Origin of the sequence: Pseudomonas sp. B21-012 (genome assembly GCF_024749305.1) — a bacterium.
Lineage (GTDB): Bacteria > Pseudomonadota > Gammaproteobacteria > Pseudomonadales > Pseudomonadaceae > Aquipseudomonas.
On record NZ_CP087197.1, the window covers coordinates 125,001 to 140,473 of the forward strand.

The 15,473-nt window shown below is 60.0% G+C and carries 8 protein-coding genes, 2 tRNA genes and 4 rRNA genes (1 of these 14 only partly in view); 6 read left to right on the forward strand and 8 right to left on the reverse strand.

The genetic code is table 11. The annotated features are described in order from the left end of the window. From LOY37_RS00590 to rrf (LOY37_RS00615), 6 genes are all read left to right on the forward strand, one after another. Window positions 1-164: ribosomal RNA gene (locus LOY37_RS00590) — 16S ribosomal RNA — on the forward strand (it extends 1,373 nt beyond the left edge of the window). 66 nt (window positions 165-230) lie between these two features. Beyond that, window positions 231-307: transfer RNA gene (locus LOY37_RS00595), tRNA-Ile, on the forward strand. 29 nt (window positions 308-336) lie between these two features. After that, window positions 337-412: transfer RNA gene (locus LOY37_RS00600), tRNA-Ala, on the forward strand. Window positions 413-626: 214 nt separating this feature from the next. After that, window positions 627-3,516 (forward strand): 23S ribosomal RNA (locus LOY37_RS00605). A gap of 137 nt (window positions 3,517-3,653) precedes the next feature. Then, window positions 3,654-3,769: ribosomal RNA gene (gene rrf / locus LOY37_RS00610) — 5S ribosomal RNA — on the forward strand. Window positions 3,770-3,879: 110 nt separating this feature from the next. Next, window positions 3,880-3,995 (forward strand): 5S ribosomal RNA (gene rrf, locus LOY37_RS00615). Together the 16S, 23S and 5S rRNA genes with 2 tRNA genes alongside form the textbook arrangement of a ribosomal RNA operon. Before the next feature lie 114 nt (window positions 3,996-4,109). On the opposite strand, the gene LOY37_RS00620 is transcribed toward rrf (LOY37_RS00615), so the two are convergent. The 8 genes from LOY37_RS00620 to LOY37_RS00655 form a co-directional block, all read right to left on the reverse strand. Then, window positions 4,110-5,288, reverse strand: a complete 1,179-nt coding sequence (locus LOY37_RS00620) for a PepSY domain-containing protein (RefSeq protein ID WP_258716117.1) — start codon at window positions 5,286-5,288, stop codon at window positions 4,110-4,112. Window positions 5,289-5,373: 85 nt separating this feature from the next. Further along, entirely contained in the window at window positions 5,374-7,890 is a 2,517-nt protein-coding gene (locus tag LOY37_RS00625) for a TonB-dependent siderophore receptor (RefSeq protein WP_258716118.1), read from the reverse strand. Window positions 7,891-7,978: 88 nt separating this feature from the next. After that, window positions 7,979-8,944: a FecR domain-containing protein gene (locus LOY37_RS00630; protein ID WP_213602784.1), complete on the reverse strand. Its 966-nt coding sequence runs from the start codon at window positions 8,942-8,944 to the stop codon at window positions 7,979-7,981. Window positions 8,945-8,950: 6 nt separating this feature from the next. After that, the gene (locus LOY37_RS00635) at window positions 8,951-9,454 is read right to left on the reverse strand and encodes a sigma-70 family RNA polymerase sigma factor (protein ID WP_093377508.1); all 504 of its coding nucleotides are present in this window, start codon (window positions 9,452-9,454) and stop codon (window positions 8,951-8,953) included. 126 nt (window positions 9,455-9,580) lie between these two features. After that, on the reverse strand, window positions 9,581-10,048 hold the full coding sequence (locus LOY37_RS00640) for an SRPBCC family protein (protein WP_093377504.1): 468 nt from the start codon (window positions 10,046-10,048) through the stop codon (window positions 9,581-9,583). 29 nt (window positions 10,049-10,077) lie between these two features. Then, the gene (locus tag LOY37_RS00645; RefSeq protein WP_258716119.1) at window positions 10,078-13,524 is read right to left on the reverse strand and encodes a non-ribosomal peptide synthetase; all 3,447 of its coding nucleotides are present in this window, start codon (window positions 13,522-13,524) and stop codon (window positions 10,078-10,080) included. Next, a complete protein-coding gene (locus LOY37_RS00650; protein ID WP_045197937.1) occupies window positions 13,521-14,468 on the reverse strand; it encodes a diiron oxygenase in 948 nt (315 codons plus the stop codon). Before LOY37_RS00650 ends, LOY37_RS00645 begins: the two co-directional genes overlap by 4 nt. Further along, window positions 14,465-15,241 carry a DUF3050 domain-containing protein gene (locus LOY37_RS00655; protein WP_258716120.1) on the reverse strand — a complete coding sequence of 259 codons (777 nt, stop codon included), beginning with the start codon at window positions 15,239-15,241 and terminating at the stop codon, window positions 14,465-14,467. The genes LOY37_RS00650 and LOY37_RS00655 overlap by 4 nt, the downstream gene beginning before the upstream one ends. Between the last annotated feature and the right edge of the window lie 232 nt (window positions 15,242-15,473).

Here is a 15,473-nt window from a genome sequence, read left to right on the forward strand (position 1 = left end):
GTTCCCGGGCCTTGTACACACCGCCCGTCACACCATGGGAGTGGGTTGCACCAGAAGTAGCTAGTCTAACCTTCGGGAGGACGGTTACCACGGTGTGATTCATGACTGGGGTGAAGTCGTAACAAGGTAGCCGTAGGGGAACCTGCGGCTGGATCACCTCCTTAATCGACAGACATCAGCTGTCTTATGAGCTCCCACACGAATTGCTTGATTCATTGAAGAAGACGATTGGGTCTGTAGCTCAGTTGGTTAGAGCGCACCCCTGATAAGGGTGAGGTCGGCAGTTCGAATCTGCCCAGACCCACCAATTACATGTGGTGCAGCCTGTAGCAATACGGGGCCATAGCTCAGCTGGGAGAGCGCCTGCCTTGCACGCAGGAGGTCAGCGGTTCGATCCCGCTTGGCTCCACCACCTTACGTCAAAGCTTAGAAATGAATATTCGTATCGAATATTGATTTCTGAACTTTTTCAGAATCGTTCTTTAAAAATTTGGGTATGTGATAGAAAGATAGACTGGACAGCACTTTCACTGGTGTGTGTTCAGGCTAAGGTAAAATTTGTGAGTAATTACAAGTTTTCGGCGAATGTTGTCTTCACAGTATAACCAGATTGCTTGGGGTTATATGGTCAAGTGAAGAAGCGCATACGGTGGATGCCTTGGCAGTCAGAGGCGATGAAAGACGTGGTAGCCTGCGATAAGCTTCGGGGAGTCGGCAAACAGACTTTGATCCGGAGATCTCTGAATGGGGGAACCCACTCAGCATAAGCTGAGTATCTTGTACTGAATACATAGGTGCAAGAGGCGAACCAGGGGAACTGAAACATCTAAGTACCCTGAGGAAAAGAAATCAACCGAGATTCCCTTAGTAGTGGCGAGCGAACGGGGACTAGCCCTTAAGTGGCTTTGAGATTAGCGGAACGCTCTGGAAAGTGCGGCCATAGTGGGTGATAGCCCTGTACGCGAAAATCTCTTAGTCATGAAATCGAGTAGGACGGAGCACGAGAAACTTTGTCTGAATATGGGGGGACCATCCTCCAAGGCTAAATACTACTGACTGACCGATAGTGAACCAGTACCGTGAGGGAAAGGCGAAAAGAACCCCGGAGAGGGGAGTGAAATAGATCCTGAAACCGTATGCGTACAAGCAGTGGGAGCCTACTTGTTAGGTGACTGCGTACCTTTTGTATAATGGGTCAGCGACTTATATTCAGTGGCGAGCTTAACCGAATAGGGGAGGCGTAGCGAAAGCGAGTCTTAATAGGGCGTTTAGTCGCTGGGTATAGACCCGAAACCGGGCGATCTATCCATGGGCAGGTTGAAGGTTAGGTAACACTGACTGGAGGACCGAACCGACTACCGTTGAAAAGTTAGCGGATGACCTGTGGATCGGAGTGAAAGGCTAATCAAGCTCGGAGATAGCTGGTTCTCCTCGAAAGCTATTTAGGTAGCGCCTCATGTATCACTGTAGGGGGTAGAGCACTGTTTCGGCTAGGGGGTCATCCCGACTTACCAAACCGATGCAAACTCCGAATACCTACAAGTGCCGAGCATGGGAGACACACGGCGGGTGCTAACGTCCGTCGTGAAAAGGGAAACAACCCAGACCGTCAGCTAAGGTCCCAAAGTTATGGTTAAGTGGGAAACGATGTGGGAAGGCTTAGACAGCTAGGAGGTTGGCTTAGAAGCAGCCACCCTTTAAAGAAAGCGTAATAGCTCACTAGTCGAGTCGGCCTGCGCGGAAGATGTAACGGGGCTCAAACCATACACCGAAGCTACGGGTATCACTTAGGTGATGCGGTAGAGGAGCGTTCTGTAAGCCTGTGAAGGTGAGTTGAGAAGCTTGCTGGAGGTATCAGAAGTGCGAATGCTGACATGAGTAACGACAATGGGAGTGAAAAACTCCCACGCCGAAAGACCAAGGTTTCCTGCGCAACGTTAATCGACGCAGGGTTAGTCGGTCCCTAAGGCGAGGCTGAAAAGCGTAGTCGATGGAAAACAGGTTAATATTCCTGTACTTCTGGTTATTGCGATGGAGGGACGGAGAAGGCTAGGCCAGCTTGGCGTTGGTTGTCCAAGTTTAAGGTGGTAGGCTGAGATCTTAGGTAAATCCGGGATCTTAAGGCCGAGAGCTGATGACGAGTTGCCTTTAGGCGACGAAGTGGTTGATGCCATGCTTCCAAGAAAAGCTTCTAAGCTTCAGATAACCAGGAACCGTACCCCAAACCGACACAGGTGGTTGGGTAGAGAATACCAAGGCGCTTGAGAGAACTCGGGTGAAGGAACTAGGCAAAATGGCACCGTAACTTCGGGAGAAGGTGCGCCGGTGAGGGTGAAGGACTTGCTCCGTAAGCCCATGCCGGTCGAAGATACCAGGCCGCTGCGACTGTTTATTAAAAACACAGCACTCTGCAAACACGAAAGTGGACGTATAGGGTGTGACGCCTGCCCGGTGCCGGAAGGTTAATTGATGGGGTTAGCTAACGCGAAGCTCTTGATCGAAGCCCCGGTAAACGGCGGCCGTAACTATAACGGTCCTAAGGTAGCGAAATTCCTTGTCGGGTAAGTTCCGACCTGCACGAATGGCGTAACGATGGCGGCGCTGTCTCCACCCGAGACTCAGTGAAATTGAAATCGCTGTGAAGATGCAGTGTATCCGCGGCTAGACGGAAAGACCCCGTGAACCTTTACTATAGCTTTGCACTGGACTTTGAATTTGCTTGTGTAGGATAGGTGGGAGGCTTTGAAGCGTGGACGCCAGTTCGCGTGGAGCCATCCTTGAAATACCACCCTGGCAACTTTGAGGTTCTAACTCAGGTCCGTTATCCGGATCGAGGACAGTGTATGGTGGGTAGTTTGACTGGGGCGGTCTCCTCCTAAAGAGTAACGGAGGAGTACGAAGGTGCGCTCAGACCGGTCGGAAATCGGTCGTAGAGTATAAAGGCAAAAGCGCGCTTGACTGCGAGACAGACACGTCGAGCAGGTACGAAAGTAGGTCTTAGTGATCCGGTGGTTCTGTATGGAAGGGCCATCGCTCAACGGATAAAAGGTACTCCGGGGATAACAGGCTGATACCGCCCAAGAGTTCATATCGACGGCGGTGTTTGGCACCTCGATGTCGGCTCATCACATCCTGGGGCTGAAGCCGGTCCCAAGGGTATGGCTGTTCGCCATTTAAAGTGGTACGCGAGCTGGGTTTAGAACGTCGTGAGACAGTTCGGTCCCTATCTGCCGTGGACGTTTGAGATTTGAGAGGGGCTGCTCCTAGTACGAGAGGACCGGAGTGGACGAACCTCTGGTGTTCCGGTTGTCACGCCAGTGGCATTGCCGGGTAGCTATGTTCGGAAGAGATAACCGCTGAAAGCATCTAAGCGGGAAACTTGCCTCAAGATGAGATCTCACTGGAGCCTTGAGCTCCCTGAAGGGCCGTCGAAGACTACGACGTTGATAGGTTGGGTGTGTAAGCGCTGTGAGGCGTTGAGCTAACCAATACTAATTGCCCGTGAGGCTTGACCATATAACACCCAAGCAATTTGAGCGAAAGCCAGATTGCGGTGTTGTGAAGACTGCACAGCCGAAGATTTGTAACTCACAAAACATCACATACCCGATTCGCTGGAGTGTCTTAAACAAGACTTTCTGGCAACAGAATTTCTTGACGACCATAGAGCATTGGAACCACCTGATCCCATCCCGAACTCAGCAGTGAAACGATGCATCGCCGATGGTAGTGTGGGGTTTCCCCATGTGAGAGTAGGTCATCGTCAAGATTAAATTCCGAAACCCCTATCTGCATCTGCAGGTAGGGGTTTTGTCTTTAAGGTAGAAGCATCAAGAATTCGCTGGCACGTCGCAACAGACGGACCGGCACACAGAATTTCTTGACGACCATAGAGCATTGGAACCACCTGATCCCATCCCGAACTCAGCAGTGAAACGATGCATCGCCGATGGTAGTGTGGGGTTTCCCCATGTGAGAGTAGGTCATCGTCAAGATTCATTCCGAAACCCCTGTCTGCCCTGCAGACAGGGGTTTTGTCTTTCAGGGACCTGTCGGGAGCTGGCCTTGCCAGCGATGGGCTGCATAGCAGCCCCAGAGCAGCCGCTGACTTACCCAGCTCTTCGCACCTTGCCACTGCGCCGCGCCTGCAACTTGCGCCACCAGATGTACACCCCGGTCAGCGACAGCACCGCAATCATCACTCCCAACACTGCAATCAACACCTGGCCGGTCATGCCGATGATGCGCCCGCCATGTATGGGTAACTGCAAGCGGTAAAAGCGTTCCCCCAAGGTGCCTTGCCCGGCAATCTCCTTGCCCAGCAAATGCCCGTCAGTGCCGTGGAAGAACAACCAGGACTTACCCTGGGCATCGGTATCGTGCTGGCCAAACCCCGCACCATAGAAGTTGTACTCGAAGCTGTAGTACAGCTCACCGATCGGTGCCGTTAGCCCCAGCCGCTGACCTTCCTGCTGCGCCAGCTGGTAGGCCTGTTGATAGTTCAGCTGGGTCACCCCCAGTTGTTCCTTGGGTAACCCGCCACGGGCTTCATAGACGCTTGGCTCAATCGGTGAAAACAGCGACACCGCCGGTTTGAACACCTGGGCCGGCAAGTTCATCGCCACGCTGCTGATCGCAATCGGCAGCAGCAACAGCCACAACCACAAACCGCCCGCCCTGTGGATATCCATGTTCAGCCGATAGGCATGGCCACCCTTGATCTTCCAGGCTTTCGCCCACTTGCCCCAGAACGGCCGCCCACGCGGCAAGGTCAGCAGCACGGCGATAAAGCAGTCGATTACCCACATGATCGCCACCACACCCATCAGCAGAATCCCCCAGTTGCCGGGCAGGGTCAGGCTGTAATGCAGCTCGAGCATGAACGGCATGAAGTTCTCGCGGGAGAAACAGCATTCACCCCAGTAGCGCTGGCCCAGGGTCAACCCACTGACGGGGTCGAGATAGAACACCGTGTTCTTCTCGGCATAGGGCTCGCCGCTGGCTGGGTCATTGCGCGGCACCATGGCCAGCAGCGCCGCATGCCCGGGCTCGTTCGGGTATTCCATGTACCAGACTTGCAGGCGCGGATGCTCGGCCTGCAACTTATCCACAAGCACCCCGGGTTGCCGGCGTTCACCCACGGTGGGCGCGTCATAGAAGGACGGGTTGAGCCATTCATCCAGTTCGTGATGAAAGGCCAGGACGCTGCCGGTTAGGCCCGCCATGGCCAAAAACAGCGCAGTGATCAGGCCAAGGTAGCGGTGAAGCAGTACGTAAAGCTGACGCATGGGTAAAGGTCCGGAATAAGTCGCCAGATACAACAAAGCCAGCCCCCGGAATCAGGTGCTGGCTTTGGCGTTCATACAGGTGAGGTCAGAACTGGTAGCTGACCGTGGCGCTGACATTGCGCTCTTCGCCCATGTAGCAGTAACTCAGGCTGGCACAGGAGGCGATGTAGCTCTCATTGGTGAGGTTGTTGGCATTGAGCCGCACATCCACGCCCTTGAGCCCGACCTTGCCCAGGTCATAGCCAACCGACGCGTCGAACAGGGTGTAGGAGGGCACCTTCATGGTGTTCTCGGCATCCACCCAGCTGTAGCCGACATAACGCACACCGCCGCCCAGGCGCAGGCCGTCGAGGGCGCCCTGGCGGAAGTTGTAGTCAGCCCACAGCGAGGCCATGTGTCGCGGTGCCTGGGTAGGCGAGTTGCCCTTGTTGTCGAGGTCGCTGCCGAACAGCGTGCTTGGCATCGACTTGGCGTACTCGATGTCGGTGAAGGTGTAGCTGCCGAGCACTTTCAGGTTGTCGGTGACCTGCATGTGGGCTTCCAGCTCCAGGCCCTGGGAGCGGACCTGGCCTACAGGACGATAGAACTCTTCCTGCGGCAGCTTAGAGGCCAGGTTCTCCTGCTCGATGCGGAACACCGAAGCGGTGAACAGGTTGTCAGTGCCCGGTGGCTGGTACTTGATGCCGGCTTCCCACTGGGTGCCCTCGGTCGGCGCCAGCGGATTGCCGGCCTGGTCGGCATAGGAGTTGGGGTTGAACGACTCGGAATAGCTGATGTACGGCGCAATGCCGTTTTCGAACAGGTACAGCACGCCGGCGCGGCCGGTCAGTTTGGTGCGCTGGTCGCTGATCCTGGTGCCCAGCGGGCGGCTGGCTTCGGCGATACGGTTCTCGTCCGAGGTCTTCACCCAGTCCTGACGCAGGCCCAGGGAGAAGCGCCACTGGTCGAGCTCGATCAGGTCCTGCAGGTACACGCCGGTCTGCTGCAGCCGACGCAGGTAGCTGGTGGGGTTGTAGTAGGTGATTTGCGAGTTGCCGTATTGCGGGTCGAAGGCGTTGATCGGCGCCAGCGAGCCACTGCGCCAGTCGACCACGGTTTTGCGCCGCTGATAGTCCAGGCCCAGCAGGGTGGTGTGCTTGGCACTGCCGGTGAAGTATTCGGCCTGGAGCATGTTGTCGATGATGTACGCGTGGAGCTTTTCATCGCCGCCGGTGTAGTAGCGGTTCAGCTCGTTGCTGGTCGGCGTGGTCCAGCCCCAGGCATACACCTGGTCCATTTTCACCGTCGAGTCCAGGTAGCGGAAGTTCTGCCGCGCGGTGAAAACGTCGTTGAAGCGATGCTCGAACTGATAGCCGAACGACTGCTGGTCGCGCTCGTAGCGGTCGACACCCGGCTCGCCTTCGAAGAAGTGATCGGAGATGCGCTGGCCATTGCGCTGGTGCAGCGCGCCATCGGCCGGCACGCCGCCGTGATAGCCGCCGTCGGGGTCGTGCTGCAGGTAGGCCTGCAGGGTCAGCGAGGTGTCTTCGCTGAAGTTGATGCTGACAGTCGGGGCCAGGGCGAAGCGTTTTTCCTCGTTGTGGTCGAACTGGGTGTCGGACTGATCGGCCAGGCCCACCAGACGGTAGGCGATGCGCTTGTCGTCATCCAGCGGGCCGCTGAAGTCGAAACCGACACCACGCTGGCCCTGGGTGCCAACAGTGGCCTGTACCTGATGGTAGGCCTCGTACAGTGGCTTCTTGCTGGTCAGGGCGACCAGGCCGCCGGGTGAGCTGCGGCCATAGAGCACCGAAGATGGCCCCTTGAGGATGTCCACGCGCTCAAGAAAGTACGGATCGACCTGCATGGTGCTGTAGGTGCCGCTGTCACCCATGGACTTGAGGCCGTCCAGGTAGATGTTATCCACAGAGCCGTCGTTGAAGCCGCGCATGGCTACGTAGTCGTAGCGGTGTGTCGCACCATAAGGGTTGGTCAGCACGCCCGGGGTGTAGCGCATGGCCTGGGCCACGGTCTGCGAGCCCTGGTCGTCCATTTGCTGACGGGTCACCACCGATACAGACTGCGAGGTTTCCAGGATCGGCGCACTGGTCTTGGTCGCAACCTGGCTGTGAGTGGCGTTGTAGCCTTCCATGCTGCCCAGGGCGTTACCCAGGGCGAACTCACGCACTTCGGTGCTAGGCAGCGACAGCGCTGCGTCCTGTGCCTGAGCCCGCAGCACATAGCTGCCGCCATCCTGGCTGAGGGCCTCCAGGCCTGAACCATTAAGCAACTGGCGCAGCGCCTGGTCGGTGGCGTAGCTGCCTTGCAGGCCCGGCGACTGCAGGCCCTGGGTCATTTGCGGGGTGCTCGACAGGGTGATCTGAGCCTGGCGGGCGAACTGGTTGAGCACCTCATCCAGGGAGCCGGCAGGGATGTTGTACTGCTGGCTGACACTGCCTGCTGGTGATGCAAGTGTCATTGCCGGCACCGCAGTGATGCCCAGGGCGGTGCCGAGCAGCGCGGCGCGGATGGCCTTGCCGAGGACACTGGAACAGGCAGAATCTAAGGAAGGTTGAAAATCATTCTTCTTGTTGAGCCGCAACAGGGGCGAAGCATTACGCATGGAGAGCATCCGTAGAGTCGGTAAGGGCAGAAAGAGTCGCTTACTGTCCTAGCCGGACTCGTGGGTAAAACCCGCCAAAAAAATCACTTCACGCCAGCCGTTCCAGGCGCACCCACCAGCGGGTGCGATAGCTGACCTTGATCGGCAGTGTCTGTGGCAGCAGTTGCAACAGCTTGTCGGTGTCTGCAAGGCGGAACACACCTGACAGGCGCAAGTCGGCAATGTCGTCGGCGCAGCTGACATAGCCATGGCGATAGCGCCCGACTTCAGCAAGAAAATCACCCAGGCGCATGTCGCGGGTGACGATCAGCCCTTCGGCCCAGGCGCCGGCATCCATGTCCTGATTGTGCAGCAGGGTCGCGCCGCGGGCATCGAGGCGATAGCTCTGGCCGGCGTGAATCCATTGCATCGGGCCTGGCGAGTGGATGGCGACGCTGCCCTGGCTGACGCTGACGCGGGTGCAGTCGTCGTCCTGGCGCACCACGAAGCGGCCGTCGAAGCCTTGCAGCAAGGCTTCGCGGGTGCTGACCAGCAACGGTCTAGCCGGGGTGCTTGTGTCTTTGGCGCAGGTCAGCATCAACTCGCCGTGCTTGAGACGAATCAGGCGCTGATCGGCCTCAAAGGCAAGGTCTGCGGCGCTGTTGGTGTTCAGTTGCAGCAGCGAGCCATCGGGCAGGCGCACGCTGCGACGCTGGCCGGTGGCGCTGGCGAAATCCGCAGTCCAGGGGCTGATTAGCTGCAGGTCCTTACCCAGCCAGGTCGCCGAGCCGAGCACCAGCACGCCGCTGAGCAGCTTCAGGGCCTGGCGTCGTTGCAGGCGCTGGCTGCTGTTCTCAAGGGTCTGCAAGGCCACACTGGCCCCTGGCACGGCGCGCAGGTTGAGTTCCTGCTGCAGCGACTGCACTCGTTGCCAGGCCAGCTCGTGCTCCTGATGGGTTGCACGCCACTGTTCGCATTGCTGCTGCAGCCGCGCGTTGTGGCCGCTTTCGCGCAGCTTGAGCATCCAGTGGATGGCTTGCTTGACCACGCGCGGGCCGGGGTTGAGGGTGGTCATGACGGCTTACGCCTCTGACTCGTAGCGCAGCAGGTAGCAATGATAGAGCGCATCGGCCACGTAGCGCTCAACCGAGCGCAGCGACACGCCCATCTGTTCGGCAATGTCCTTGTGGCTCAAGCCCTCGCACTGGGCCAGGAGAAACGCGCGGCGCACTTTCGGCTTGAGGCCGTCGAGCATCTGCGCGATGCGCTCAAGCAGCTCCAGCAGCAGTTCGCGGGTTTCAAGCGAAGGCACTTCGGCCTCTGGCAGATGCGCCAGGGCTTCGAGGTAGGCGCGCTGCAGCTCCTCACGGCGCCAGTGGTCGATCACCAGGCCGCGAGCGATGGTACGCAGGAATGCCCGGGGGGCGTTCAGCTCCAACAGTTCACGCCGCTGCAACAGGCGCACGAAAGTGTCCTGGGCCAGGTCCGCGGCATCGGCGGCGTTGCCCAGCTTGCTGCGCAGCCAGGTGTTCAGCCAGCCGTGGTGATGGCTGTAAAGCGTGTGCACGGACTCTCGAGAGGGCATGAAGGTGCGCTGCTGAAGGGGTCATAAATGATAATTAGTCTCATTGTTGGCATCCTTGGAATATTTTGCAACTGTTGATCAGGGCAAGCTCGCTCTTGCCGGAGCGGGCTTGCCCCGCGATCGGGTTTAACTCAGCAAATTCTTCACATTGTTCATTGCCTCATCGGCAAACCCCTGCAAAAACGCCTGAAAGCCAGGCATTGCCTCGCTGCCGCCTTGCCATGGCTCGGCCTGGATGGTCCAGGTCGCCCGCGCCTGACGCTCGCCCAGCGCCTCGACCTGCATCGCCGCCCACAGGTTGCCGATGTTCAGGCTGGTGTAGATCAGGCTCCAGGTCATGTACATGGCCTGGTCGTCGCGGCTGTTGAGCTGCTCGATGACCACGTTGCCGTCCTTGAACAGCTTCTTGCGCACCGAGCGTACGCCGCTACCGGTCATCTCGATGTGCGCCAGGGCCGGGATGAACACCGGGAAGCCGGCAAAGTTGCCGACGATGTTCCAGACGCTGGCGGCAGCGCTGGCGATCTCGACGCTGGCCACTACGTGGCAGCCTTCGGGGTTGTGGATAAGTGTGTCGGGTTGGAGTGCTTGCATGGTGTCTCTCCTGGTTGGGTTGAAGCTGCTCAGATGAAGGCGATGTCGTGCAGGTACTGGCAGCCGCGTTGCAGCAGCTGCGGGGTTTTGCGCGGGTAACGGGCGCCCATGCGCTGGACGCCGGCGCGGGCGTTGTCGTGCTGGATTCGCGAGATGTCGCCGATGTCTTCCTCAAAGCCGTCCAGGTAGAAACCCAGCACATCGAACAGGGCGTTGTCGCGGTCGACCCGCTGCAACTGCCGCTGCCACTGCTCAACGCTGACCAGCTCGAATGGCCTGCCGCTGTCGCGGAACACCGAGACGTAATCGCGCCAGCTCAAAGGCTCGGGGTTGTGCAGGTTGAACACCGCCCGTTCGGGCTGGTAGCGGCTGCTGTGGAAGGCGATGAAGCGGGCCAGAAAGTCCACCGGCATCAGGTCGAAGTTGAGCTCCAGCGCCGGCACCTGGCCGAGTTGCAGCGAGCCTTTGAGCATCAGCATCAACCGGTTGCGCTGGGGCTGGCAGATGCCATTGCGGCTGTCGAAGGTGATGTTGCCGGGGCGGTACAGGTTGACCCACACGCCCTGGGCGCGGGCGCGCTGAAGAATGCGCTCGCCCACCCATTTGCTCAGGTTGTAGCCGTTGCGGATATAGATCGGCGGGGTGGTGGCCGGGTCTTGTTCGAGCACCTGGCCGTCGGCGTCGATGGCGCTGCACGCCGACAGGGTCGAGATGAAATTGAAGACCTTCTTGCGCCGGCCTTCGCACAGGCGCAGGCACTCGAACAGCGGTTCGACGTTGTCGGCGGCGAGGCTCTGGTAATCCAGTACATGGTTGACCTGCGCGGCGTTGTGCAACAGCGCGCCGTACTCGCTGTCGAGGTAGTTGTAGTCGGCTTCGGCCAGGCCCAGGCGCGGCTGGCGCAGGTCGGCGGCGAAGACTTTCACCCGGCTCATTTCCAGCCCATGCAAGCCGTTCTCTACCAGCGCCGCGCTAAAGCGTTGCTCGGCTGACTGACTGGCGTTGGCGCGCACCAGGCAGGCCACTTCGCTGGCGCCCCATTGCAGCAGCGCTTCGACCAGGTGCACGCCAAGAAAGCTGTTGGCGCCGGTGACGATCACCTTGTGCACATCGCCCAGTTGCGCCACTGGCAGCACCTGCAAGCCCAGTTCGCGGCAGGCGTCGCGTTCAGCTTGCGGGTCGAGGCCAGGCAGCTGTGCCTGCTCACCGCTGACCAGGGTGGCCAGGCGTTGCACTGTCGGCATCTCGATAAAGCGGTTGATCGCAATGCCGCGGCCGAACTGTTCGCGAATGGCCAGCAACAGGCGCGACAGCAGGATCGAATGGCCACCGAGGCTGAAGAAGCTGGCGTCGGTGGAAATGTCCTGCTCGGGCAGTTCCAGCAGCGTGCTCCACAGGCCAACCAGCTGCGCTTCGACCGGGGTTAGCGGACCGAAGTGATGCCGGCTCGGCGCCAAACCCAGCGGCAGTGCCGCCAGCGCCTGGCGGTCAACTTTGCCGTTGGCGGTGTAGGGCATCTGCGCCAGTTGCTGATAGAAACCCGGGCGCATGTAGTCGGGCAGCCTTTGCTCGGCGTGCTGGCGCAGTGCCGCTTCGCTGTCATCACCGGTGGCTTGCGCGCAGAATGCCAGGATCCGCCGCTGGGCATCGATGATCACCGCCACCTGGCGGAACAGGCCGCTGCTGCGCAGGCAGTGCTCGATCTCTTCGGGTTCGACGCGAAAGCCGCGAATCTTCACCTGGTTGTCGCGCCGGCCACAAAGCTCGATACCCTCGGCCGTCCATTTGCCGATATCGCCGGTGCGATACACGCGCAACAGGCTGCTGTCGCCTGGGCTGAGGTTGAGGAAGCGCTCGTTGCTCAGGGCAGGATTGTTCAGATAGCCCAAGCCCACGCCCGGCCCTGCGATATACAACTCACCGGGGCAGTTTTCGATCACCGGTTGCAGGTTTTCGTCGAGGATCAGCACCCGCGTGTTGGCGATCGGGCAACCCAGGTTGCGGTTGTTGTCGCCAGTGTTGAACACCCGGGTGGTGGCCAGTACCGTGGTCTCGGTCGGGCCATAGATGTTGTGCAGTTGGCACTGCCCGGCCAGGCGTGCAATCACCTCCGGTTCACAGACGTCGCCACCGGTGACCAGGTGCTTCAACTCCAGGGTTTGATCGCGCGGCAGGATGCTCAGCAGTGCCGGCGGCAGGAAGGCGTGGGTGACGTGCTGTTCGCGCATCAGCGCCAGCAATTGAGCCGGGTCGCGGCGCTGGTCTTGCGTGGGCACCACCAGTTCCCCGCCGGCGACCCAGGTGGGCAGGATGTCCAGCAGCGAGGCATCGAAGCCGATGGTCGAAAACTGCAATGCCCGGCTGTGCTCATCGAGTTGCACGTGGGCGCTGTACCAGGCCTGGAAGTGGCTGAGGTTACGCTGGCTGAGCAGCACGCCCTTGGGCTGGCCGGTGGTGCCCGAGGTGTAGATCGCCACGCACGGGGCGTCTGGCGCCGGTCGCTGGCGCAGTAATGACGGCAACGGCTGCGCCAACGCTGCGGGCAACTGGCGCAGGTCGAGGCTTTTCACAGCCAAGTCATCCACTGGGACTTGACCGTCATGCAGCAACAGGCTGGCGCCGGCGTTCTTGAGGATGTAACGCAGACGCTCGGCGGGGTGCGCAGGATCCAGCGGCAAGTACACCGCCCCATAGCCGAATACCGCGAGCAGGCTGGCGTAGAGCGCTGCGGATTTGCCCATGCAAACGCCAATCACTGGCGGGTCGGCGTCAATAGCCAAGCCGGCCATCAATTGCTGGATGGCGACCGCCTGGGCGTGCAGTCGGGCATAGCTGATGCGCTGGCCGTTGAGGTTCATCGCCGGGCGTTCGGCATGAAGTTGCAGGCTCTGCTGCAGGCGCTCGATCAGCGCTACTTCGCCAGTTGCCAGCAATGGCAGGCTGTCGTGCTGGTTGTAGCGATGCAGCCAGGCCAGTTGCTCCAGCCAGCCAAGACCTTGTTGCTGGTCCTCCTGCCCGGGGCTGATGGCGGCTGCCTGCTGCAGGTAGTCGGGGTTTCGCGAGAAACGGCTGACGTGCAGCGCGAGGGCTTGCTGCAGGCTGTCGATGGTCTTCCGGCGCAGTTGCTGGCCATTGCCGGACACCTCCGCTGCTAGCGGCTGGCGCTCGATCAACCGCTGCGCGGTGGCTGTGCCGGTCCAGCACAACAGCTCAAGTGTCGGCAGTTCGCCAGTGCTGTGCAGGTTGAGCCCCAGGCGCAGGCTCAACAACGCGCAGTCGCCAAGCCCCTGCCAATCGCTGGCACTCAGCGCCAGGCTGCCATCATCGATGAGCAGCTGTGGCCGGGGCCACGGGCGATGCTGCAAGGCTGCGGTGCTATCGGCCAGGTACAGCGCGTGCCCATGGTCGAGCAGTTCCTGGTGCAGCAGGGCCAATGCCGGGCTTGTGCCGATCAGACAGATTTGCAGGCGTCTCATGGCGCTCTCCTTGGTTCGGGCAGGTAATGCGCCAGGGCCTGTTGTACGCAAGGCGAATCGAGCATCGAGCTGGCGCGGAACAGGCGCAGGATGTTGCCCAGCAGCGGATGCCGGTGATCGATCGGGTAGGCCATCGCCGTTACCTCCTGGCGCAATGCTTGGCGCGCGGTCTCGCCGATCGGCAGGTGCTCGATCAGGCTGAAATCGAAGGTTTTCTGGATGTCGTTGGTCAGGTACTGGGCGAGGAACACCGGGAGGATGTCGGCAATGCACCGGCGATCCGCCTCCGGCGCGCTGTGCCAGTAGATGCGTACCAACCGCGCCCAGAAGGTCGAGTGGCGCCCCTCGTCGAGCAGGTGGTCGGCCATTAGCCCCTTGACCGAGGGCTTGACCGTGTCATCGCGGGCAAAGGCGGCGACGTCGTCCGTCAGGGTGTTCTCGGCAATACCTACGCAAATCAGCTCAAGGGCGTCGCGCAGATGTTCCGGTGCCAGCGCCAGGGCTGCGGGTATCGCCCGGCTCAGCTCGATCTCCCGGGGCAGGGCAATCGGCTCGATGCCGGTCAGGGCGATGGTCTGGTGCATGAAGTCCATGGCCACCAAGGCGTGGTAGTCCTCATCGACCACCACGGTCATGGCGTCATAGCGGCAGGCGAACGGAAAGCGAATGGCGAAGCGGTCCTTGGCGATCCGCCGGGCGGTGTGGTCGACGATCTCGGTCTCGAAAATCACCACGTCGTTGATGAACTTGTAGAGGCTCTGGGCCAGGGCGAAATCGCGCTGCTGCGGGCACGCGCGGACAAAGGTTTCGCTGAGCACCAGCGGCTGGCGGCTGAGCGGGTAGATCAGGCGCTGATCATCCTCGACCAGGCGTCGTGGCCGGGTGCGGATGGTCGCCCGGCTCTCCCAGGCCTCGGCACAGGAGGTGTAGTCGAGGGCGTTCATGCGCTGGTCTCCACGACGTTTTCGCGCATCGACAGGCGCAAGCGGTCCCACAGGGCAATGCGGCTGTCGACGGCGGCAATGGCGGCTTCGAGCACCTGGCGTTGTTGCACCGGGTCGCCTTTGACCAGCCTTGCCAGCAAGGCCTCGGCGGCCGGGCCATGGTCTTCGGAGTCGACCTCGATGTGCCGCTGCAGGTAGTAACGGAAGGTGGGCGCCTGTTCGCCGCTGATACCCCAGTCATCGAGGATGCGCTGGAACATGGTCGGGATGACGCTTTCGCGGCCATGCACAAAGGCTGCAGCGACACCATGGGCCGGTGCGCCCAGGGCGGTTTCCAGCGTGTGGCAGACGAACTGCCGGGCTGCCTCGCTGGCGCCTGCACGCTGCAGGGCACTGGCGTAACCCACGCCTTCACGCTGCAGGCTGACGAAGCGCTCGATCGCTGCTGTGCTGGCGCCGACCTCGCGCATGGCGTCCAGGTACAGCTCGAAATGACTGTAGTGGCCCTGGCCGGGGCGATCGTCGGACTCCTCGCCAAGAACGATCTCGTTGATCAGGCGTGCGGCGTGCGGGTCAAGCGGTGGCAGCCAGGGCAACTGGATACAGGTCAGCTCCTGCTGCAGGCGCTTGGTCAGCGACATGAAATCCCAGACGGCGAAGACATGGGTTTCCATGAACCGTTGCAATACCGGCAAACAATCGATTTCAGTAAAGATCGGGTGTGCGGCAAGTTCGGCTTTGCGGGCGATAAGAAGCGAAGTCAATGTATTCATGGGGTTTCCTGGTCACTGGCTAACATCCGGTTAATGTCCTTTCATCGGCGGCGGCGAAGTTTTCAGCGGCCGAGCAGGGGCCTCGACTGAATTATTCGATAACAGCGCAATGGCAGACGTATCGATGCAGTTGGCATCGTTTTCTTCGGTGAACGGGCACTTGGCGGTTGAGGTGGCCCGTGCCATTAAAAAGTTAGAACAACTTTTAAGTATTCGGCAACAACTTTGTTAA

Coding starts and splice junctions, on each gene's coding strand:
- LOY37_RS00620 (WP_258716117.1), bottom strand. CDS start 5,288: ATGCGTCAGCTTTACGTACTGCTTCACCGCTACCTTGGCCTGATCACT.
- LOY37_RS00625 (WP_258716118.1), bottom strand. CDS start 7,890: ATGCGTAATGCTTCGCCCCTGTTGCGGCTCAACAAGAAGAATGATTTT.
- LOY37_RS00630 (WP_213602784.1), bottom strand. CDS start 8,944: ATGACCACCCTCAACCCCGGCCCGCGCGTGGTCAAGCAAGCCATCCAC.
- LOY37_RS00635 (WP_093377508.1), bottom strand. CDS start 9,454: ATGCCCTCTCGAGAGTCCGTGCACACGCTTTACAGCCATCACCACGGC.
- LOY37_RS00640 (WP_093377504.1), bottom strand. CDS start 10,048: ATGCAAGCACTCCAACCCGACACACTTATCCACAACCCCGAAGGCTGC.
- LOY37_RS00645 (WP_258716119.1), bottom strand. CDS start 13,524: ATGAGACGCCTGCAAATCTGTCTGATCGGCACAAGCCCGGCATTGGCC.
- LOY37_RS00650 (WP_045197937.1), bottom strand. CDS start 14,468: ATGAACGCCCTCGACTACACCTCCTGTGCCGAGGCCTGGGAGAGCCGG.
- LOY37_RS00655 (WP_258716120.1), bottom strand. CDS start 15,241: ATGAATACATTGACTTCGCTTCTTATCGCCCGCAAAGCCGAACTTGCC.